At 41.7% G+C, this 22,608-nt stretch carries 17 protein-coding genes and 2 pseudogenes; 15 read left to right on the top strand and 4 right to left on the bottom strand.

Going from position 1 to position 22,608, the window contains the following annotated elements:
- Positions 1 to 135 precede the first annotated feature (135 nt).
- Positions 136 to 246: pseudogene (locus CD03_RS39390) on the bottom strand (DUF6783 domain-containing protein); the annotation flags it as partial.
- Here CD03_RS39390 and CD03_RS39385 point away from each other — a divergent pair.
- Both CD03_RS39385 and CD03_RS0106560 read left to right on the top strand, forming a co-directional pair.
- Positions 223 to 333, top strand: a pseudogene (locus CD03_RS39385) (DUF6783 domain-containing protein); the annotation flags it as partial. The pseudogenes CD03_RS39390 and CD03_RS39385 overlap by 24 nt on opposite strands.
- Positions 334 to 356: 23 nt before the next feature.
- Complete coding sequence (locus CD03_RS0106560; RefSeq protein ID WP_027292956.1) at positions 357 to 1,907, top strand: response regulator transcription factor; 1,551 nt, start codon at positions 357 to 359, stop codon at positions 1,905 to 1,907.
- 97 nt (positions 1,908 to 2,004) lie between these two features.
- Here the strand turns inward: CD03_RS0106560 and CD03_RS35850 are convergent, their stop codons facing one another.
- Entirely contained in the window at positions 2,005 to 3,759 is a 1,755-nt protein-coding gene (locus tag CD03_RS35850; protein ID WP_052377701.1) for a sensor histidine kinase, read from the bottom strand.
- A 244-nt stretch (positions 3,760 to 4,003) separates the two neighbouring features.
- Between CD03_RS35850 and CD03_RS0106550 the strand changes: the two genes are divergently transcribed.
- From CD03_RS0106550 to CD03_RS0106540, 3 genes are read left to right on the top strand one after another with little or no spacing between them, the layout of a single operon-like run.
- The gene (locus CD03_RS0106550) at positions 4,004 to 5,479 is read left to right on the top strand and encodes an ABC transporter substrate-binding protein (RefSeq protein ID WP_027292955.1); all 1,476 of its coding nucleotides are present in this window, start codon (positions 4,004 to 4,006) and stop codon (positions 5,477 to 5,479) included.
- A gap of 28 nt (positions 5,480 to 5,507) precedes the next feature.
- A complete protein-coding gene (locus tag CD03_RS0106545; RefSeq protein WP_027292954.1) occupies positions 5,508 to 6,419 on the top strand; it encodes an ABC transporter permease in 912 nt (303 codons plus the stop codon).
- Positions 6,420 to 6,433: 14 nt separating this feature from the next.
- Positions 6,434 to 7,324: a carbohydrate ABC transporter permease gene (locus CD03_RS0106540; protein ID WP_027292953.1), complete on the top strand. Its 891-nt coding sequence runs from the start codon at positions 6,434 to 6,436 to the stop codon at positions 7,322 to 7,324.
- A 135-nt stretch (positions 7,325 to 7,459) separates the two neighbouring features.
- Here CD03_RS0106540 and CD03_RS0106535 read toward each other — a convergent pair whose 3' ends face one another.
- Positions 7,460 to 8,083 carry a DUF4304 domain-containing protein gene (locus CD03_RS0106535; protein WP_027292952.1) on the bottom strand — a complete coding sequence of 208 codons (624 nt, stop codon included), beginning with the start codon at positions 8,081 to 8,083 and terminating at the stop codon, positions 7,460 to 7,462.
- Positions 8,084 to 8,356: 273 nt separating this feature from the next.
- On the opposite strand from CD03_RS0106535, the gene CD03_RS0106530 reads away from it, so the two are divergent.
- Together CD03_RS0106530 and CD03_RS0106525 are read left to right on the top strand one after the other, a co-directional pair.
- Positions 8,357 to 9,427: a glycosyltransferase gene (locus tag CD03_RS0106530; RefSeq protein ID WP_027292951.1), complete on the top strand. Its 1,071-nt coding sequence runs from the start codon at positions 8,357 to 8,359 to the stop codon at positions 9,425 to 9,427.
- A gap of 29 nt (positions 9,428 to 9,456) precedes the next feature.
- Entirely contained in the window at positions 9,457 to 11,502 is a 2,046-nt protein-coding gene (locus CD03_RS0106525) for an exosporium glycoprotein BclB-related protein (protein WP_044288953.1), read from the top strand.
- A gap of 88 nt (positions 11,503 to 11,590) precedes the next feature.
- On the opposite strand, the gene CD03_RS35845 is transcribed toward CD03_RS0106525, so the two are convergent.
- Positions 11,591 to 12,475, bottom strand: a complete 885-nt coding sequence (locus CD03_RS35845; protein ID WP_027292949.1) for an AraC family transcriptional regulator — start codon at positions 12,473 to 12,475, stop codon at positions 11,591 to 11,593.
- Between the two features lie 178 nt (positions 12,476 to 12,653).
- On the opposite strand from CD03_RS35845, the gene CD03_RS0106515 reads away from it, so the two are divergent.
- The 8 genes from CD03_RS0106515 to mmsA all read left to right on the top strand — a co-directional run bounded on the left by CD03_RS0106515 (position 12,654) and on the right by mmsA (position 22,606).
- The gene (locus tag CD03_RS0106515) at positions 12,654 to 13,703 is read left to right on the top strand and encodes a uroporphyrinogen decarboxylase family protein (RefSeq protein WP_027292948.1); all 1,050 of its coding nucleotides are present in this window, start codon (positions 12,654 to 12,656) and stop codon (positions 13,701 to 13,703) included.
- Between the two features lie 82 nt (positions 13,704 to 13,785).
- Positions 13,786 to 14,196, top strand: a complete 411-nt coding sequence (locus tag CD03_RS32650) for a rubrerythrin family protein (protein WP_052377700.1) — start codon at positions 13,786 to 13,788, stop codon at positions 14,194 to 14,196.
- A gap of 135 nt (positions 14,197 to 14,331) precedes the next feature.
- Positions 14,332 to 15,354, top strand: a complete 1,023-nt coding sequence (locus CD03_RS0106505; protein WP_027292947.1) for a sugar ABC transporter substrate-binding protein — start codon at positions 14,332 to 14,334, stop codon at positions 15,352 to 15,354.
- On the top strand, positions 15,308 to 16,816 hold the full coding sequence (locus tag CD03_RS0106500) for a sensor histidine kinase (protein WP_044288951.1): 1,509 nt from the start codon (positions 15,308 to 15,310) through the stop codon (positions 16,814 to 16,816). Before CD03_RS0106505 ends, CD03_RS0106500 begins: the two co-directional genes overlap by 47 nt.
- Positions 16,817 to 17,002: 186 nt before the next feature.
- The gene (locus tag CD03_RS0106495) at positions 17,003 to 18,601 is read left to right on the top strand and encodes a response regulator (RefSeq protein WP_027292945.1); all 1,599 of its coding nucleotides are present in this window, start codon (positions 17,003 to 17,005) and stop codon (positions 18,599 to 18,601) included.
- Complete coding sequence (locus CD03_RS0106490) at positions 18,598 to 19,641, top strand: substrate-binding domain-containing protein (RefSeq protein ID WP_027292944.1); 1,044 nt, start codon at positions 18,598 to 18,600, stop codon at positions 19,639 to 19,641. The genes CD03_RS0106495 and CD03_RS0106490 overlap by 4 nt, the downstream gene beginning before the upstream one ends.
- Before the next feature lie 148 nt (positions 19,642 to 19,789).
- Positions 19,790 to 20,986 carry a multiple monosaccharide ABC transporter substrate-binding protein gene (chvE, locus tag CD03_RS0106485; protein WP_027292943.1) on the top strand — a complete coding sequence of 399 codons (1,197 nt, stop codon included), beginning with the start codon at positions 19,790 to 19,792 and terminating at the stop codon, positions 20,984 to 20,986.
- A gap of 81 nt (positions 20,987 to 21,067) precedes the next feature.
- The gene (gene mmsA, locus CD03_RS0106480) at positions 21,068 to 22,606 is read left to right on the top strand and encodes a multiple monosaccharide ABC transporter ATP-binding protein (RefSeq protein ID WP_027292942.1); all 1,539 of its coding nucleotides are present in this window, start codon (positions 21,068 to 21,070) and stop codon (positions 22,604 to 22,606) included.
- Positions 22,607 to 22,608: the final 2 nt, after the last annotated feature.

The following is a 22,608-nucleotide window of genomic DNA, read 5'->3' as shown; positions in this document are numbered from 1 at the left end:
ACCGCCTGACTGATAGGTCTTTGATGACTGCTTTTATACTACTTTTTCGTGGTGTAAAAGCAGTCTTCTTTTATGTATTCTCAGATTTAATTTAATAAATTACACCGAAACACTTTTCTATCCTGCCCCTTTACATTATAATGTATTAGTACTAGAGCGTGTTTGAAAATTCATTCCTGCCATCTGCACGCCCCACTTTGCGGCATATTTGCCCCGAATTCAGGTTACGTAGCCCGCTACGCGCCCTTCATCCGGGACAAATCTCCCACAAACTGTGACGCACAGCTGCCAGAAAGCAATTTTAAAACACGCTCTAGCCTGTTTGAAAATTGATGAAAAGATAAGGAATGAAATAAATGAACGTACTGATAATAGATGATGACCGTTTCGTTGTGGCTGCATTGGAGAAGAAGGTCATGTGGCGCGAACTGGGAGTAGAACGGGTCTACACGGCATATAATATCCGCCAGGCGAGAAAAGTGATTGAGGAAAATACAATACAGCTGATGCTGTGTGATATAGAAATGCCCCAGGGAAGCGGACTGGAACTGCTTGCCTGGGTTCGGGATGAAAAGCTTCCTATAGAAACGATTATATTAACCAGTTTCGCTGAATTTGACTATGCCCAGGATGCTGTTAAGCTGGACTGTCTGGATTATCTGTTAAAACCAGTGAACTACGGGAAACTGACTGAAATTATCCAAAAGGCAATAAAGAAGATTCGGGAACAGGAAAAGGCGAAAAAAAGTATTGTTCAACAATTCTGGCAGGAACTGCTGCAAAGAGAAACAACAGATGAAAAAGAACTGCTCATGCGTAAGGTAGAACAAAAACAACTGGATTACCGGGAAGAAGAAACTTTCATACTTATCTTTGCAGGAATTTATCCCGGATATGATCAGACGGCAGAGTATACGGAAGCAGTACTGGATTTCTCATTTAAGAATATATGGAGTGAGGTTTTTTTACAGCACCGGGCAAAGGCAGAGATTCTTATAGATTTGCAGATGTTTTATTACCTGGCGGTTATTCGTTTGGACGAAAAAGTCAGCGGATCAAAAGCGGTGAAACAGATTTTGAAATCAGTAATGGAGAATCTTGGGCGGTGTATGGGTTACGATTCCGGTTTTTGTATGAGTAAGCCGGTTTCCATTTGGGAATGTGCGGACACTTTTGAGGAGCTGACCAATGTCTGTTCCAGAGATCTGTTCTGTAGAAACAATATCAGTGAATATCCGCCTGCTTTGCAAAAGGAATCGGCATATGCGCCTGCCTGTATCAGCCAGATAGAAATATTTCTCAAACACAATAATCAGGAGCAGGTTCTGACGGCCATTCGACAATATATTCAGGAGCAGTGCCAGAAGAAAACTTTTACTTATACTGTGGCTTGGAAATTTAAGCGGGATGTGGAACAGTTGGTTTTGTCTTATCTGCAGGAAAAAGAAATCCAAGGACACCGCCTGTTTATGGATGAGAAGAGCGGATATTATGAAAAAAGGGCATTGAGTTCCATTGAGGATTATCAGAGCTGTTTTGAACACATGATCACAAGGGCAGTGGAATATGCTGGATTTGCAGAAAAATCAAAGTCGGTCATCGATATTGTGACCGGATATATCGAGAAAAATTATGAGCAGGAAATTAATAAGAAGACGCTTGCTGATATTGTATATCTGAATCCGGATTATCTGGGAAAACTGTTCAAGAAGAAAACAGGAATTTCTGTAAATAACTATGTTATGAAGGTTCGCGTGGAAAAGGGAAAAGATCTTCTGGCTAATACAGATATTCCTATTAATGTGATCGCTTTAGATACAGGATTTAGCAATTATTCTTATTATTCAAAGGTTTTTAAGGAACTGGTAGGCTGTACACCCAATGAATATCGGAAAAAAATGGAGTAAATGATTTGTGATATTCTAATACTACTGTGCACAACTTCAACTTAAATTTGGGTTTCGCTGAGTAAGGGGACGCTTTGTTTAGGCTGGGTCATGCAGGTCAAGATGGGAGTGGGATACTTGTATGGACTCTGTCAGCTGGCAGCAGAAGGCATACGGATGCTCCGCCGTCTTTCAGATTGGAAAAGCTGATACTGTATTGGTTTTCATAGAGCATATCCAGCCGGTGGATGGTATTCGTAATTCCGATTCGGTGGCCGTCTGTGGTTGACAGACTGCGTTCTTTATTTAATATTTCCAGGGTCTCCGGATCGAAACCTTTGCCAGTATCGGTAATGAGGATTTCCAGTCGAATTTTATCCGGTAATTCAAATAGCTTTGCAGATAAGGAAATGTGCACTTCTTCATCCAGTGTTACAGTATGTTTGATTGAATTTTCGATAAATGTCTGTATAATGAGGGGAGGTATCTGTATTCCTTTTGTTTCCGACTGCTGCTCCAGGTGATAATAGAACCCGGATCCATAACGGATTTTCTGAATTTCCAGATAGTCCCTGGTATGGGTAAATTCATGATCCAGAAGGACAAAATCCTCTTTGCACTGAAAGATGTAACGAAAATAGTCTGAAGTGGATACAATCATCTGGTTCATTTCATCGTAACACTCAGTCTGTCCCATACTGTAGATGCTGTTGAGGCAGTTTAAGAAAAAGTGAGGGCGGATTTGCAGCTGCATATAGTTCATTTGAATCTGCATGTGTTCCAGTTCTTTTTCATAGATATCAATTTTCAGCTTCTTTATTTGCCGTATCAGATTTTTAAACTGGGTATTTGCCAGTTCTAATTCAATAATATCATTACTTTTAAAATCCAGAACAGGTCCATCTTCCTGATAAACTGCCAGATTTTCAGAAAAATAGCGAATAGGCTTTAAAACCTGCTGGCGCATATATAAGGTCATTAGCAGTAGTAACCCAACCAAAATCATTACGAAAACAAATATTGCAATCTGAACGAGGAAAATAGAACCGTAGGCACCAAATTGGTCTACAATGATTTTAATGCTGACCCGGTCTTTTTTTAGGGTAAACCCAAGAATCAGGTATTTGCTGAACAGTGACAGTTGTTTGGTCGTATCGTTTAGAGTGGTCAGGGAAATATTCTGTTCTTTTACCAGGGATTGATTCGTTGCCGGATTCCCCTGTTCGTCTGTTAAAGTAATAAAACCTTTTGGGCCCAGATTCATGGATGCGAAAGGTCTTATAAAATCTTTTGCATCCACCCAGCATCCCATTACGTAGTCATTATATTGATAATATTTCATAAGGAACACTGTAGAGCCTGCCTGGTAATTGCTCCAAAGGTCTGAAACTGCCGCAGAGGCAGGTGTATTTATCACCGATAAAATTTCATCCTGAATCTGTTCGCTCTGGTCTTTATAATAAAAGCTTCCGGTGGTATTACAGGGGAAAAAATAATCTGCATTGCGGTCATATACAAAATAATTATATTGGGTTCCATAATAGTCACGGAGTTGTTTGACATCTGCCTGAATAGATTTGACATCCTGAATGTAGGAGACGGTATTTCGGTTTTCAAAATCAACATGTTCGGACAGTTTATTTGATACATAATCGATTAAGAATAAATTGATGGCCGCCTGAGACGTATTCATTTCCTCTGTATAATAAGAAGCGGATGTCTCGATAAAGGACATGGTCTGTTTGTGCAGGACGGAGATAATGATACTGCTGACAATAAAGTAAAGAATGAAGACAGGGATAAAGCAAAGCAGTACAATTCGGAAATAATAACTGATTGAATGCTGGTGTCTGGCACTTTTTGTTCTTTTCATAGGTTGATCTCCAGTAGTTTTTGTATTACCCGTTCCGGGTCTGTGATTAGATTATATAAGGAAGCATGGGTTCTGTATAGCAAAAAATAGAGATGTTTTGAATTTGTGTCTAGTTTTTGTTAGAAAAATGTCCTGATTATGATATATTTCACATAGGAAAATATATATAATTGCCTCATCAAGTCAATTACCCCACAGCAAGCGACGGGGATATCAAATGAATAAAAACGAGAGGTGGAAGGAAATGAAAAAAAGATTATTATCAATATTGTTGGCGGGGGTTTTGTTGCTCACAGGAGCTTCCGGATGTGGGAAAAAAGAAGACAAAGGAAGCGCGGGAGACAGTGAAACTTATAAGGTGACACTGGCATATATCGGAGATAAGCAGCCGGATACAGACAGAATTCAAAATGCCGTGAACGAAATTATGCGTAAAGACATCAATATGGAAATTGAACTGGCCCCAATCAGCTGGGGTTCTTATGCTGAGACATTAAAACTGGTACTTTCCGGAGGGGAAAAGATGGATATTGTACCGGTGCTTATAGATCAGGCAAGTTCTGTGGTAAATGCAAAACAGGTAATTGATATGAATGAATTAATAGACCAGTATGGTACAAATATGAAAAAGATTCTTGGAGAAGAAGTAGTAAAAGCATCTAATATTAATGGCTATGTATATGGTGTTACAACAGCAAGAGAATGGTTTACCCAAAGTGCGGTGGTAATGCGTAAGGACATTATAGATGAGCTTGGTATTGATTCTTCAGCAATTAAGTCATACGAAGATCTGGATGCTGTTTATGCAAAAGTAAAAGAAGCAAATCCGGATATGTATATGATTGCAAGCTGTAATGGAACCACACCGGATGTGAAATATGAAGTAATGGATCCACTGACAGATGGCTATGGTGTGTTAATGGACAGCGGGCAGAGTACGGAAGTAGTAAACTATTATGAAACGGATACTTATAAAAATCTGATATTAAAACTTCATGACTGGCAGCAAAAAGGATATATTTCACCGGATGGGGCAACCACCACCGACGGGAATGAGGCACAGGTCAAGGCTGGTTCTGCTTTCTCTTATTTCAGTCCGACCAAACCGGGATATGACCAGAGGGCAAAAGCACTTTGTAATTATGACATGGAAATTGTTCCTATTGGAGAGCTGTTCAGCGGTTCCGTATCCTGGATTACCTATGGAATCAGCAATGCAACGAAAGATCCGGCAAAAACCATGCAGTGCCTGGATTACATTTATGGAAATACAGATATTCTGAACTTACTGAACTGGGGAGAAGAGGGCAAAGACTATGTAGTTGCCGATGAGGAAAAGGGGATTATTACCTATCCGGAAGGGGTAACCAGTGAAAATGCAGCCTATCACTTAAATGAAGGATGGCAGTTATTTAATCAGTTCGATATGTATATCTGGGAGGGGGATGACCCGGATGTCTGGAAAGAAACGAAAGAAATGAATGATAAGGCACTGAAATCAAAAGCTTTTGGATTTACCTATGATCCTTCCGGAGTGAGTAATGAAATATCAGCACTCAGCAACGTAAAATCCCAGTATATCTCTGCTCTGGGTTCCGGTACGGTAGATCCGGAAAAAACATTGCCAGAATTTATCCAGGCACTGAAAGACGCAGGAATAGATAAAGTAATCGCGGAAAAACAGGAACAGTTTGACAAATGGTTAAGTGATCAGAAATAAACCGGAGATTGGGATAGGAGGCTGTAAAATGACTGCAAAAAAGTATCAGATAAAAAAGTGGTTTCCGCTGTTCTTAATGATGGCGCCGGGTCTGATCTATCTGTTCATCAATAATTATGTGCCAATGGCGGGCCTTGTGGTAGCTTTTAAAAATTTTAATGTAGTAGACGGCATATTTGGAAGCCCCTGGGTAGGCTTTAAAAACTTTGAATACCTGTTAAAGGATGCATTTGCGATAACCAGGAATACCCTTCTGTATAATATGGTTTTTATAACACTGAATACAGTTTTGGGTATCATATTTGCAATATTTATCTGTGATGTGCGAAATAAAAAGCTGAAGACGGTATACCAAAGTGCAATCCTGCTGCCATTTCTGATGTCAATCGTTATCGTGAGTTATATTACATTTGCATTTTTCAGCGCGGATAATGGATTAATGAATAATACAATTCTTCCGGCGCTGGGCAAAGAACCGGTTGCCTGGTATCAGGAGCCTAAATATTGGCCTGTTATTCTAGTAATTGTCAATTGCTGGAAGGGTGTAGGCTATGGATGCCTGATTTATATTTCCAGTATTACCGGGATAGATCCGGCTTTTTACGAAGCGGCAGAACTGGATGGAGCCAGTAAATGGGAGCAGATCAAATATATTACGCTGCCAAGTATTGCCCCCAGTATCATTACATTAACTTTGCTTAACATTGGTAGAATTTTCTATGCAGATTTCGGACTGTTCTATCAGGTAACCCAGAATTCCGGTCAGTTGTACAGCACCACCAATGTTATTGACACTTATGTTTACCGGGGATTACTTCAGGTTGGAAATATCGGCATGGCTTCTGCTGCCGGATTCTATCAGTCCGTGATTGGATTTATCCTGGTACTGACCGCTAATATGGCAGTTCGCAGGTTTAGTAAAGAAAATGCACTGTTTTAAGGAGGAATTGATCAATGATACAGAGTAAAAGCAGCCTAAGATTTCAGGTTTTGGCAAATACGGTCATGGCAATCGTGACAATCCTGATCATTATACCGTTTATTTTATTGTTTATGTCCTCCATTACCTCGGAAAACGCATTAATCCGGGATGGTTATTCTTTTTTTCCAAAGGAGGTCAGCCTGGAAGCCTATGGTTATATCTTAAAAAATGCAGCCGGCGTTTTTCGGGCATATGGTATTACGATTCTGGTTACAGTGATCGGAACGGTGGGAAACACTTTGCTCAGTGCACTTTTAGCATATCCGTTATCCCTGAAGAATCTGCCATTTAAGAGAGTAATTACATTTTATGTATTTTTCACCATGCTGTTCAATGGTGGATTAGTACCAAGTTATCTAATGTGGTCGGGAACATTCCATATTAATAATACAATTTGGGCTTATATTATGCCGGGATTTCTCATGAGTGCCATGAATGTGCTGCTTATACGTACCTTTTTTGCAAACAGCATTCCGGATGCGCTGTTTGAAGCGGCTCAAATAGACGGTGCCAGTCAGTTTCGTATTTTTGGGACAATTGTGCTTCCACTTGGCAAACCAATTCTGGTTGCGATGGGACTGTTTGCAGGTTTGGGGTATTGGAATGACTGGACAAACGGCTTGTACTATGTCCGGGATACAAATCTTTATGGCATCCAGAATTTATTGAATAAGATGATAACCGATATAAAAGTACTGTCAAGCGGCATGTCTGGCGGGGGGTCAGTAGCGGCAGCTAATATTCCTTCAGCTTCGGTTCGTATGGCAATTGCATTTGTAGCGATGGTACCTATTTTGTGCTGTTATCCATTTTTGCAGAAATATTTTGCAAAGGGGATTGCTATTGGCGCAGTGAAGGGGTAACGCGTCACACAAAGAGGATTCGGAAAACGGTGCTCTTTTGTATTAAGTTAAATATTGAATAGAATAATTCCGCCGGGCCTGATCAATGCAATCTGATTAGACGGGCGGAATTATCTGTATCCTGATATAAGACAGCTATAAAGTATTTTTAATATGCCGGATGAGTTCTTCCATCTCCGGAGTATTATTATTTTCCTGATTTTCCAGGAGTAAGGGATATAGTTGTGCCTGGTAGCCGCATTCTGCCAGCAAACAGGCATTGTCATAATGCAGCAGATAATAATTATATTTTTCTATAGCTTTCTTGTCTAGCATTTCTGCAATTACATCTTCCTTTTTTTCAAATTCATTCAGCCAGGGCAGAGCACGATTTTCCAAAAAGGAACGGACCTCATTTGTAAACTGATCAAAATTATGATCGTCATTAACAGACCACCATTTTTCTTCTCCATAGAATTCGTGATATGGCCGTATTTTAATCTGGCATTGGGATTCACAAAAATTTTTGTTTTGGATTACCATATTTTTTTCAAAATATAAACCAATATTAACGGTAAAACTACAGTTCTGGTTATGATGATATCTGTATTTCTGGAAATTAACGATTTTACATAAACCGTTGTCCTGATATAATCTGAAATTCTGTCCATTCCGTCTGAAACCAAGAGGTTTGAATGTTTCTTCAAAGATATTTCTTATTAAAACTTTTACTTTCTGATTTAAATCATTGTAGGCGATAGGATCATCTTTGCTATCCATAAAGCCGGCAGATTTTGAAATATGAATGTGACTCCCTCCCTTGTTATATTCTAATGATGATTTCACTTTCATTTGGCTGAGATAATCTTAGAGCCTGTTTTAAAATTACTGCTGCGTTTAAAAAGCAGGGTTATAAATCAGCGCATAATTTGTATTATACAATAGAATTCTGGATTTTTGTTGAAAAATGTATTAAATAGTAGATTTTTTGACATGACCAATTTGTTCCTTCTTTGCGGGTAGAAGCATATTTTAAAAAAGGAGGAAATGCAAATGGTCACGATAAGTGTATGTATGATTGTTAAAAATGAGGAATGTGTTCTGGAAAGATGCTTATCTACGGTAAGAGAAATTGCTGATGAACTCATCATCGTAGATACCGGTTCAACAGATGCTACAAAAGAAATTGCAAAGAAATTTACGGAGCAGGTGTATGATTTTGAATGGTGCGATGATTTTTCGAAAGCCAGAAATTATTCTTTTTCAAAAGCTTCATGCGAATATTGTATGTGGCTGGATGCAGATGATGTACTGTTGCAGGAGGATCAGGATAAGCTCCTGGAGCTGAAGAAAAACCTGAATCCAACTGTTTCTGTTGTGATGATGAAATATAATACTGCATTTGATGAGGATGGTAAACCTATCTTCACATATTATCGAGAAAGACTATTGCGTCGTTCTGATTCCTTTCAATGGAAAGGAGCCATTCATGAAGCTATATCTCCATCTGGTTTGATTGAATATAGCGATATTGCAATTTCACACAGAAAGTTAAAAGTGGCAGACCCTATGAGAAATCTGAGGATTTTTCAAAATATGGTTAATAATGGCGAAGTTTTAGTACCTAGAGAACAGTTTTACTATGCGAGGGAACTCTATTACCATGGAAAATATGAAGAGTCCTATGGACAATTCAAAGAATTTCTGGATGGGAAGCAGGGGTGGATTGAAAATAATATTTCGGCTTGTCAGTTTATGGGATATTGTGACTATCAGCTGGGGAAGCCGGAAGAAGCGCTGTCTTGTTATTTCAGAAGTTTTGAATATGATGAGCCAAGAGCGGAAGTGTGCTGCGATATTGGCAAGCATTTTCTGGATCTAAAACAATATCAGTTAGCGGTTTACTGGTATAGGTTGGCGCTGTCTTGTAAAAGAGTGGATGACAAAGGGACTTTTGTACAAACAGATTGTTATGATTTCATCCCGTTTATTCAGCTGTGCGTATGCTTTTATGCGCTTGGCGATAATGAAAAGGCGGTGATGTATAATGAGTCTGCGGGAAAAGTGAGACCAAATCATCCCTCCTATTTAAGTAACAAGGAGTTTTTTGGGAAACGAAACTAAAATTTATTTCAGAGTGGAGGAAGAATATAATGTCGAATGATTTTGAGAGTCGTTATGGCTGCCATGATAATTGTGGCAGCGATCAACAACCAAATGATGTGGAAGCATGCGAGACGATCAGATTAACCTGTAAGCCTCATTGCTGTACAGGTTGTACAGGAAACAGCGGAATTACAGGACCTACAGGACCAACAGGCCCAACGGGAGCTACCGGAGCCACGGGAGCCACAGGCCCAACCGGAGCCACGGGAAATACCGGAGCAGCCGGAGCGGCAGGTCCAACAGGCCCCACAGGAGCAACAGGAAATACCGGAGCTAACGGGGTGACAGGTCCTACCGGAGTAACAGGTGCCACAGGTGCAAATGGAGTAACGGGTCCAACCGGAGCAACAGGAGCCACAGGTGCCGCCGGAGCAGCCGGTCCAACCGGAGCCACCGGTGCGACAGGAAATACAGGAGCCAATGGTGTGACAGGTCCAACGGGAGCCACGGGAGCAGCCGGAGCGAATGGAGCCACAGGTCCTACAGGAGCAACGGGAAATACCGGAGCGAATGGAGCAGCAGGTCCCGCCGGAGCCACAGGAGCGACGGGAAACACGGGAGCAGCCGGAGCTACAGGCCCAACCGGAGCCACAGGAACAGCTGGAGCAACCGGAGTAACCGGCCCGACAGGAGCAACAGGAAACACCGGAGCAGACGGAGAGGCAGGCCCAACGGGAGCCACTGGAGCGACGGGAAACACGGGAGCAGCCGGAGCTACAGGCCCAACCGGAGCCACAGGAACAGCTGGAGCAACCGGAGTAACCGGCCCGACAGGAGCAACAGGAAACACCGGAGCTGACGGAGAGGCAGGTCCAACGGGAGCCACAGGAGCGACAGGAAACACGGGAGCAGCCGGAGCTACAGGCCCAACAGGAGCCACAGGAACAGCCGGAGCAACCGGAGTAACCGGCCCGACAGGGGCGACGGGAAACACCGGAGCAACTGGAGCCGCAGGTCCCGCCGGAGCCACAGGGGCAACGGGAAATACGGGAGCAGCCGGAGCGACTGGCCCGACCGGAGCAACGGGAAATACCGGAGCTGACGGAGAAGCAGGTCCAACGGGAGCCACAGGGGCAACGGGTAACACCGGAGCTGACGGAGCTACAGGTCCCACAGGAGCAACAGGAAATACCGGAGCAATCGGAGTGACGGGTCCCACAGGAGCGACGGGAAATACCGGAGCTGACGGAGCAGCAGGTCCGACAGGAGCCACCGGAGCGACAGGAAATACTGGAGCGGATGGAGCAGTAGGACCCACAGGAGCGACGGGAAATACTGGAGCGAATGGAGCTACAGGTCCAACCGGAGCAACCGGAAACACTGGGGCTGACGGAGTGGCAGGCCCAACGGGAGCCACGGGAGCCACAGGAAATACCGGAGCGGATGGAGCCACAGGTCCAACAGGAGCCACGGGAAATACCGGAGCGAATGGAGCTACAGGTCCAACCGGAGCTACAGGCCCAACCGGAGCTACAGGTCCCACAGGGGCTACCGGAGCAGCAGGCTTAAATGGCGGTGGAGCTATCATCCCATTTTCATCCGGCATCCCGATTACAATGACTACTATTGCAGGAGGACTGGTAGGTATCCCAAGTCTGATTGGATTTGGATCATCAGCACCTTCCGTAGGAATATTAGGTACGACAATTGATTTAACAAATGCTGCTGGCACATTGACCAACTTTGCATTTTCTGTTCCAAGAGCAGGAACAATAACTGCATTGAGCGCATATTTCAGTACCACCCTGGCACTTACTCTGGTTGGCAGTACCGTTACCATCCAGGCACAGTTGTACCAGTCTGTTACACCGAACAATATCTTTTCACCTATACCAGGTGCAATCGTGACTCTGGCTCCGGCATTAACCGGACTTATATCCATTGGAAATATCAGTAATGGTATCACAACCGGATTAAATATTGCAGTCACTGCGCAGACAAGATTGCTGCTTGTATTTTCAGCATCCGCTACCGGATTGACATTAGTGAATTCCGTAGTTGGTTATGCAAGTGCAGGCCTTTCAATTGTATAATTTAAATTAATATACGGTTTTTTAGAAGAGCTATGATAAACTGAATTTGATAAAGAAGGCTGCCGCAAATGTGGCAGCCTTAACTGATTCAATCTATATCCGGTTTTTTCTTATGATTTGCTAAAAATTCAGTAGGAGTATAAAATGTATAACGTTTAAACACCGTAGCAAAATAGCTGCTGGTATTAAACCCCAGACCCATGGCAGTATCAGTAATGGAATTATCGTCTAATAGCATAGACTTGGCAAGTTCTATTTTCTGCTGGTTAATAAAGTTTCGGGGAGAGATGCCAATCTGTTTTTTAAACTTTTGTTTATATTGAGAGATTGAAAGAAGACACTGAGCAGCAAGCTCATCCAGGGAAATCTCCACTGTCAGATGATCCATAATATAATTTAAGGATCTCCCGATATCCGGAGTAAGCTGAAATTTTGTTTTTTGTGAAGCAAGTATGAGAATATGTAAAAACAAGTTGATGAAACTAGCCACTACATATGGGTTTCCTTCTGTCTGCGCAAAATAAAAAGCTTGCGTCAGGTACTCGGATTCCTTCGCATTTATTTTCACAACGTGGTGAGAAATTTCGTTAAGTCCGGCGATAAGTGATTCGGCTGCGCCTGGTTCCAAAAATAAAAATCGCGAGGGATCACTGATTTCTAACTGGAACCAGTATACTTCCCCCAGGGACAGTGGAACTTCATCGGTACTGTGAATTTCGTTTGGGGTGGTAATAAAAACATCGCCTCCGGAGATTTTATAATTGGAATCAGTACTGGAAAAAGAAAGTGCGCCCTTTGTACACATGGTAATTTCAAAGGCATTTTCATGGTAATGCCAGTTAAGAGGCGGAATGGCATTTCTTAAAGTGTGTTTTGCAAGAATCCGAAGCCCGGGTATCTGCAGCTGTTCCTCTGCCAGAACAGTACGTACATCGGATTTAAAATATTCATCTTTCCAGTTCGTTGGTTCCACTATAAATCTTCTCCTTTACGACCTTTAATTTTGTACAGTGTATGTAACTGATTGCATTATTTTTTTAATAATCATATAATGAATATTGTAAATAGTCAATAATGTAATAGTGTAAAACAAAAATTAATTATGCATGTTGTATAAATAAACAAAAACAAAAAACAGAGAGGAGAAATACATGGAATTTCAACCTAATTACCAATATGTTGTTCAGGCTGCCAAAAATCAGGAGGCAGACAGGCTGCCTTTATATGAACATAATGTATCTTATAAAAAAATAGGAGAAATTATGGGAAAAGATATGGAAGGGCTTTATAAAGGAGATGACAAAGATGTAGAAGAGTTTTTTGCCACGTATTGCAGCTTTTTCAAAAAATATGGGTATGATGTAGTAACTTTCGAAGAGTGCATTGGTACTGTTATGCCTGGAAGCGGTGCCCTTGGTGACAGCCGGGTCGATCCGGTTATTAAGGACCGGGATGACTTTGACCATTATCCCTGGGATGAGATACCGGAATATTATTTTAAGAAGAACAGCAGGTACTTTCAAGCATTAAGAAAATGCATGCCGGAAGGGATGAAAGCAATCGGCGGTGTGGGAAATGGCATTTTCGAATGCGTCCAGGAAGTGACAGGCTTTCAGGAATTGTGCTATATAGCGGCTGATGATGAAGAACTTTACCGTGAATTGTTCCAAAAAGTGGGAGAGACCAATTATAAAATATGGACGCGGTTTATGAAGGAATTTGGAGATATCTATTGTGTACTCCGTTTTGGAGATGATCTGGGTTATAAGAGTAATACGTTATTATCCTCTGATGATATCAAAGGCTTGATACTGCCGCGCTATAAGCCAATTGTGGATCTGGTGCATTCATACAATAAGCCATTTTTATTACATTCCTGCGGCAGTATATTTTCCGTTATGGATGATATAATTGATAAAATAGGAATCGATGCAAAGCATTCCAACGAAGACCAGATCGCACCATTCCCGGAATGGGTAAAGCGTTACGGGAACAGAATCGGGAACTTCGGAGGATTTGATGTGGATATAATTTGTCATGCCTCCAAAGAAGAGATGAGAGAATATATAACAGATATTTTGAAACAGTGTAAAGGACATGGCGGAATAGCCGCTGGAACAGGAAATTCCATTCCGGACTATGTGCCCACAGAAGGTTACCTGAATATGATTGAAATCGTCCGACAGTTTAGGGGTGAATAAATTTTTTGTAATTTTGTATATATTAGTAAATAAGTTATAAATAATACATACAATGTTATAAATCATTATTTGGGCGGATATTATGGAATTTATAGAAAGCCAAACATATAAAAATCTTCAGACTGCTTATGAAGAGAAACTAAAGAACAGTTCAAAATACAGAATATACAGTGAGATAGCAAAAGCAGATGGATATCAGGATATCAGCGGGGCTTTTTCAGAGACAGCCGATGATGAACTGAAAAATGCCAGACTCTGGTTAGAGCAGCTGAATATGGGAGCAGTACCGGGTACTTATGAAAATGTAGCGGATACTTATCATACAGAGTACTTTGACTGGGCACAGAGGTATAAAGAGTATGCAGATACAGCAAGAAAAGAGGGATTTTATGATATGGCACGTCTGTTCCGCGGCGTTGCGGAAGCAGACCGGCATCATGATTTCCGGTTTGAACAGATAGCTCAGAATATCAAGTCAGGCGGTACTTTTTGAAACAAAATAATAAAAATAGAAATAAAGATTACTTGCCGGTTTTACCAATAAGGTAAACCGGCACTTTTATTTTTATTTTTGATATAGTATAATGAGTAAATAAATGCGGATTTTATGGCACAATCGGAGGAAATTATGAAAAAGCAAATATACGCAGCCGTTACCGGAATACTCTTGCTTGGGGCAGTGACGGCTGGAGGCTGGATTTATTATGACCGCATGATCCGGCAAAGTGAATTAGATCCGGTAAATGAGTTTCAAAAATACGAGAAGCATTATGTACTTATTACAGAAGACATGAAATCCTCCTTTTGGCAGGCAGTGTACAGCAGTGCAAAAGAAGAAGCCGCAAAAAATGGAATCTATCTGGAACTTGCAGGTGCAGATCTGTCGGTGGATTACGGAATAGAAGATCTGATGGAGGTGGGAATTGCTGCAAAGGCAGACGGAATCATCGTCCATCCGGATGGAAGTAAGAAGATAGAGACCCTGATTAACAAAGCCTCATCTGAGGCAATACCTGTTGTAACTGTATGGGATGATGCACCACAGACGAAGAGGAGAAGCTTCATTGGAATAAACAGCGTACAGATGGGTGAAGAGTATGGACAGGAGATCATTCGGAACATAGAGGATGATACCAAAAAGGTATTGGTATTATTAAAGGGAGAGACGGAAAATGGAAATGAAAATCTTGTGTTTGCCCAAATGAAAACAACTGTGAAGGACGCATTGGGAAAGGAATCAAAGATAGAAATAGCTTCTTATCAGGTAAAGAACCAGACTGCATTTGACTCGGAAGAAACCATTCGAAGTATTTTCCGGGATGAAGATATGCTTCCGGATATTCTGGTTTGCCTGGATGAGGTGGATACGGAATGTGCCTATCAGGCTGTGATTGATTATAATAAAGTTGGAGAAGTGGCAATCATAGGCTATCACCCCTCGGAAAAGATTTTGAATGCAATCAAAAGAAATGTGGTTCCCGCCACCTTTGAGATTGATACAATACAGATGGGAATAAAATGCATCGATGCATTGCTGGAGTATGACAAGATGGGGTATGTCAGTGACTTTAATAGTGTAGACCTATATCTAATCAACCAAAATAATGTACAGGAGTATTTGGAAAGTGAAGAAGAGCAGACAAATCATTAAAAATTTATCCATCCGTACAAAGCTTTTGCTGAGTTTTGCTTTTACTTCTATTATATTGCTGACCAGCAACCTGTTGTTATATGGGGAAGTAAACCAGACCATACAGAAAATTGACGGCATCTATGCAAGTAATGTAAGTCTGAATGATCTGTCAGATGCATTGGGAAATATGCAGGGTGATATTTTCGAGTATCTGAAGACCAGAAGCTCTGATGCGTTGGAAGATTATTATCGGAATAACCAGAATTATCAGGAATTTATCAGTCGTCTGAATGCGGATACTACCGATAACGAGATGAAACTTCTGGAGAAAAACATAAGAAATATGTCCGACACCTATCTCAAAGTTGTGGATGCCACCGTTCAGGCAAAACGTGCCAGTAATACCCAGAAATATAAAGATTCTTACCAGGAAGCGCAAAAGCTTTACCAATATATTAACGCCTATATTTACAGTTTGAATAACATGCAGTTCAAGGCAAATTCCAACAGCTATCAGGTTTTGCTTGGATCTTTGAATTTTATGGAGATTGCAAGTACCATAATCCTGGTTTTGGTCTGTATTTTCAACACCTTTTTATTGTTTTTGATTACAAGAAGTATCATCCGTCCATTATCCAGCCTGGCAAAGACTGCAAATGAAGTTGCGGCAGGAAATCTGGATGCCCCGCTGTTAGAGGTCAGCGGAAATGATGAGGTGGGGATTGTTGCGAAGGCTTTTAATCAGATGGTATTCAGCATTAAAGAATACATTGTCAAAATTACGGTAAGCATGGAGAAGGAACAAAAGATGATGGAGCGGGAGCTGCTTATGGAGACCCATCTCAAGGATGTGCAGCTGAAATATCTGCAGGCACAGATTAATCCCCATTTTCTGTTCAATTCGCTGAATGCGGGAGCGCAGCTTGCAATGATGGAAGATGCTGAGAAGACCTGTCTGTTTATAGAACGCATGGCAGATTTCTTCCGCTATAATGTAAGGAAAATGACAGAAGATGCCACACTGGAAGAAGAAATCGAAACCGTGGACAACTATATCTATATCCTGAATGTCCGGTTTGCAGGGGATATTCACTTTACAAAAGAAGTAGACACTTCTTTTCATGATGTTAAGATACCAAGTATGATTCTTCAGCCCATTGTAGAAAATGCGGTAAATTATGGTATCCGGAATATTGATTGGGAAGGAACCATCCGTATGATCGTGGAAAGTGCAGAGGACGGAATACAGATTCGCATTATAGATAATGGCAAGGGAATGGAGCAGGAACGCATTCGGGAGGTCATGGAGAAGAAAGCGGCTGGCACCAGCATGGAAACGGATTCAACGGGAATCGGGCTGGATAATGTGATCAACCGGCTCGAACTGTATTACAATACAGAAGGGATACTGTCCATACATAGTGAAGGAATCGATCTGGGAACAGAAGTAACGCTGAAAATCCCTCTGAAGAATTGCTAGTGCCTCCCGGCGTAAATACGCCGATATATAGTGCCTGATATCTGTGTCAGGTGTGCGTCTGTGAATCGACGGCGTAGCGGGCTACGACTAGATTCACAGACGTGCAGCTGGCGCGGATAGCGGGTGCTATATAGTGGCATATTTACGCCGGGAGGCACTAGTGTACAAGGGAAGAGGAGGAACAGGATGTATAGAATACTATTGGCAGATGATGAGGGGATTATGCTTGAGTCCCTCAAAACTACAATCGAATCTAATTTTAAGGGGCAGGTAGAGATTGCCTGTGCAAAAACCGGAAGGGCAGTGATTGAACTGGCGGAAACATTCCGCCCGGATATTGCATTTATGGATATTCAGATGCCCGGAATTAATGGGATTCAGGCAATGAAAGAGATTCAGAAATTTAACAGTAGTACCATATTTATTGTAATTACTGCTTATGATAAGTTCGGTTATGCTAAAGAATCTATCAATCTAGGCGTATTGGAATATCTCACGAAACCTGTAAACCGGAAAGTGATCATAGACGTACTGGTCAGAGCAATGGGCGTGGTAGAAGATGAGCGGAAAAAGCGCAGTGAGAATCTGAAGATACAGGAAAAGCTGGAAACAGTAATCCCTATTATTGAAAGCGGATTTATTTACAACCTGTTATTGCAGGATGGCCTGCCCACCGATACCGGAAATTATAAAGAACTGCTTGATATTGAAGATGACTATGGATTTATGATGGTAATCCAGTTCGGGGAATCCATCGAAAATGGGATGTTGACAAATGCTGTGGGAATGAGCGTGAAAGCACAGGGCTTTTATGATGATTTTAGGGAAGTAGTCAAAGGATACTTCAGCTGCTGTATCGGTCCCATTATGTCAAATAAAATCGCACTTTATGTTCCGTGGAGCCAGTCGGCACTGGAATATGACGACCGGATTCAGGTCATAGAGAAAATGAGGAATCTCATTCGGCGGCTGGAAAAAAGCATTGATGCAAGATTTAAAGCGGGAATAGGCAGAGTAAAGTCAATGGATGAACTGCAGGATTCTTACAAAGAAGCGGTAAAAGCACTCCAGGAGGGGAAGGGGAGAGTGGCACATATCGAGGATCTTCCAATCGGCTGCGATTACGATGGAGATTATCCAGTAGAAACAGAAAAGAAGTTGTTTCAGATGATCGCCAAGGCAGACATAGGTGGAGCGAGAACCCAGGCAAATGTTTTTTTCGACTGGATGGTACAAAATTATGAAGCCTGCAGAGAAGATATTCAGATCAAGGTACTGGAATTTGTCATGGTTGCAGAAAAAGAAGCCTTTTTACATGGCGGGATGACCTATGGATTCCGCTATCGACGGGACTATCTGTCCCAGGTGACCGGATTTGAAGATTATCAGGATCTCCGCAGGTGGTTTTTAGATAAAATTACAGAAGTATGCCACAATATTGTAAGAAAGCAGGAAGAACAGACGGAAAGTGTCGTTTGGAAGGCAAAGCAGTATATTAAGGAGAACTATTCCAGAGATATTTCCCTTGACGATGTCTCCAAAGTGGTAAATATCAGCCCCTATTATTTCAGCAAAGTATTTAAAGAAGAAGCCGGAGAAAATTTTATAGAGTATCTAACGAGAACCAGAATCGGAAATGCTAAGGAGTTTTTAAAAAGGTCAGAGCTGAGTATTAAGGAAATCTGTCTGATGTCAGGATATGGGGATCCCAATTACTTCAGCCGTATTTTCAAAAAACAGGAAGGGGTAACACCCAGTGAATATAGGGAGAGGTTAGGTGGATGAGAAAAAATTATGTGAAATTACTGGCATATTGTTTATGCTTTTGTATATTTCTGGGAGGATGTGCAGGAAAAAATCAAAAAGATATACAGCATGAGGTTACCGGAAGCAGTAAGATCCAGATAGGGTTTTGTTTTGATTCCTTTGTAATCGAAAGGTGGCTTAGAGACCGGGACGTGTTCGAACGGTTTGCCAGAATGAAAGGGGCGGAGGTAAATGTCCAAAATGCCAATGGAGATGTGGAACAGCAGATTGCCCAAATTGATTACTGCATTAAGAAACAAGTGGATGTCCTGGTGATCATAGCGGTAGATGGAAAAGCAATTTCTGAAGTAACACAAAAAGCAAAAGCGGAAGGAATCAAGATTATAGCCTATGACCGGTTAATTGAAAATGCAGATGTGGATCTTTATTTATCTTTTGATAATGAAGAGGTAGGCCGGCTGATGGGAGAGGCAATGGCAGAAAATCTGCCAAAAGGCGGCAATATCTTCATGATTAAAGGACCGGTAACAGACCATAATGTTTCTATGGTAGAGGAGGGATTTCTGAAGGCAATCGATGGCTCCGGGCTGAATATCGTGTACAGTGCCAATTGTGAGGGATGGCTTTCTGAAATTGCATATGATGAAGTAAATAAGGGATTGGAAAAAACCAGAGATATCGCCGGTGTAATGTGCGGCAATGATAATTTGGCAAATCAGGCGTTTCGCGCTTTGGCGGAAAACCGGATGGCAGGTAAGGTAGTACTTGTGGGACAGGATGGGGATTTAAGCGCCTGTCAGCGAATTGTGGAAGGGACCCAGGCAGTAACCGTATACAAATCTGTGGATTTACTGGCAAAAACGGCTTCTGAATATGCCGTTAAAATGGGAAAAGGAGAAGAAATTAAGACAGATGAAACCATATATGACGGATCTTATAACGTGCCTTATATGAAGCTCATGCCGATAGCAGTTAATAAAGATAATATGCAAAAAGAAATTATAGACAGCGATTTTCATTCGGCAGAAGATGTATATTTGAATGTGAAGGATTTATAGTATTTTTTTGCAACAAAAATGTCCTGTATTTTCAGGGCATTTTTTTATGATCATAAAAATCTGCAGGATGTCGCAAACAAGTCCTGTTTCTAAAGTGGTATATTATGGGTGTAAAGAAAAACGAGACGATAACCAGGGAGGTATTAGAATGAAAAGAAAAGTTGTGAGTATTTTAGCAGCAGGTGTAGTAGCAGCAGGTATGCTGGCTGGATGTGGATCTGCAAGTAATACGGCGGCAACATCAAAGGAAAGTACATCAACAGCGGCAACGGAGGCAACAGCGGCGGCAGATACCAGTGCGGCGGAAAGCCAGGAAAACAGTCAGGCTGATTCGCAGGCAGATGAAGCCGGCAGCACTGGAGGCGGAAAGCTTGTTGGCGTAGCAATGCCCACAAAGGATCTCCAGAGATGGAATCAGGATGGTACAAATATGGAAGCACAGCTTAAAAAGGCAGGCTACGAAGTTGACATACAATATGCCAACAACGATGTGGCTACACAGGTTTCCCAGGTGGAAAATATGATTTCCAACGGATGTGAAGTTCTGGTAATTGCCTCTATTGACGGCGAATCACTTGGAACCCCACTCGGGCAGGCAAAAGAAGCAGGAATTCCTGTTATTTCTTATGACCGTCTTCTCATGAATTCCGATGCAGTTAGCTACTATGCTACATTTGACAATTATAAAGTAGGAACCAAACAAGGGGAATACATTGAAGAAAAACTGGATCTGAAAAATGCTGACGGGCCGTTTAACCTGGAAATCTTCACTGGGGATCCCGGTGATAACAATGCCAACTTCTTCTACAATGGAGCAATGGACGTATTAAAACCATACATTGATTCCGGTAAACTGGTAGTTCCTTCAGGTCAGATCGATTTTGCAACAGTTGCAACAGCAAACTGGTCCACAGAGACAGCCCAGAACAGAATGGATACGATTATTTCCGGTAATTATGCAGACGGTGCCAATAAGCTGGATGCAGTACTTTGTTCTAATGACTCAACGGCTCTTGGGGTTGAAAATGCTCTGGAAGCTGCAGGTATGGCAGAATGGCCAATTATTACAGGGCAGGATTGCGATATTGCCAATGTGAAGAATTTAATTGCAGGTAAACAATCCATGTCAGTATTTAAAGATACCAGAGAACTGGCAAACCAGGCGGTTAAAATGGTAGATGCCATCATGCAGGGAAAAGAAGCTGAAGTTAACGACACTAAATCCTATGATAACGGTACCGGTGTTATTCCGACTTTCCTCTGTGACCCAATTGTTACAACTATGGATAACTATAAAGAGTTATTAATAGATTCCGGATACTATTCGGAGGATGACCTGAAATAAAATGCCATGCAAAAGGACGTTGCAAAAGGCGTATCACGCTTTGAAAGCAATGTCCTTTTTAAAAGAACAGGAGGGATTCAATTGGCAGGTATACTATTGGAAATGAAAAATATTACCAAGACCTTCCCCGGTGTTAAGGCTCTTGATAATGTAAATCTTAAGGTAGAAGAAGGTGAGATCCATGCGCTGGTAGGAGAAAACGGGGCAGGGAAATCTACTTTGATGAATGTACTTAGCGGCATCTATCCCCACGGAACTTATGAAGGAGATATAACTTACCGGGGTGAAGTTTGTAATTTTTCAAACATAAAGGACAGTGAGGGTAAAGGAATTGTAATTATACATCAGGAACTGGCACTGATTCCCTATATGACCATTGGGGAAAATATGTATCTGGGAAATGAAAAAGGAAACCGTTTATCGATTGACTGGAATGAAACATACGGAGAATCTGATAAATATTTAAGAACCGTAGGGCTGCAGGAATCCTCAAGAACATTGATTAAAGATATCGGGGTAGGAAAGCAGCAGTTAGTAGAGATTGCAAAAGCCCTGGCTAAGAAAGCGCAACTTTTGATTCTGGATGAGCCGACAGCATCTTTAAATGAAGCAGATTCACAGGCATTGCTGGAGTTGCTCTTAAAGTTCAAAAGCCAGGGAATGACGTCGATTATTATTTCTCATAAATTAAATGAGATTGCCTATGTAGCAGATAAAATTACAGTCATCCGGGATGGCTCAACCATAGAGACACTGGATAAAAAGACAGATGATATATCAGAAGACCGTATCATAAAAGGAATGGTAGGCAGAGACCTAACCGACCGTTTTCCTAAGCGTCCGGAATTTGTAAAAAAAGAGGTCCTTCTGGAGGTAAAAGACTGGACGGTACACCATCCGTTGTATACAGAACGCAAGGTCTGCGACAATGTCTCCATTAAAGTCCACAAAGGTGAGGTTGTTGGAATATCCGGGCTTATGGGTGCCGGAAGAACAGAACTAGCCATGAGCATTTTCGGAAAAAGCTATGGTACTAATATTTCCGGGAAACTTTTCCTGAATGGGGAAGAAGTGCATCTGAGAAGCGTAAGAGATGCAATCCGGAAAAAGCTGGCATATGTAACAGAAGACCGAAAGGGAAACGGACTGATCCTTTCCAATCCCATTAAAATAAATACGACCCTTGCCAATCTTTCAGCCATCAGCAAAAGGACGGTGATAGATCAGGATAAGGAATATCAGGTTGCTGTGGAGTATAAGGAACGGCTGAAGACAAAATGTCCTTCCGTAGAACAAAATGTGGGGAATTTAAGCGGAGGAAACCAGCAGAAGGTCCTGCTGGCAAAATGGATGTTTGCAGAACCGGATATCTTGATCCTGGATGAGCCTACAAGAGGTATTGATGTAGGAGCAAAATATGAAATTTACTGTATTATCAACGATCTGGTATCAGAAGGAAAGTCGGTGATTATGATTTCATCGGAACTGCCGGAGGTACTTGGAATGTCTGACCGTATCTATGTTATGAATGAAGGAAAGATAGCCGGGGAACTTACCAGGCAAGAAGCAACCCAGGAGCGGATTATGGCATGTATTTTAAAATCGAGTAAAGGAGAGTAGAC

The organism is Robinsoniella sp. KNHs210 (assembly GCF_000686105.1).
GTDB lineage: Bacteria > Bacillota > Clostridia > Lachnospirales > Lachnospiraceae > Robinsoniella > Robinsoniella peoriensis.
Note: the sequence above shows the minus strand (reverse complement) of the source record. Positions and strands in the feature narration are given on the sequence as shown.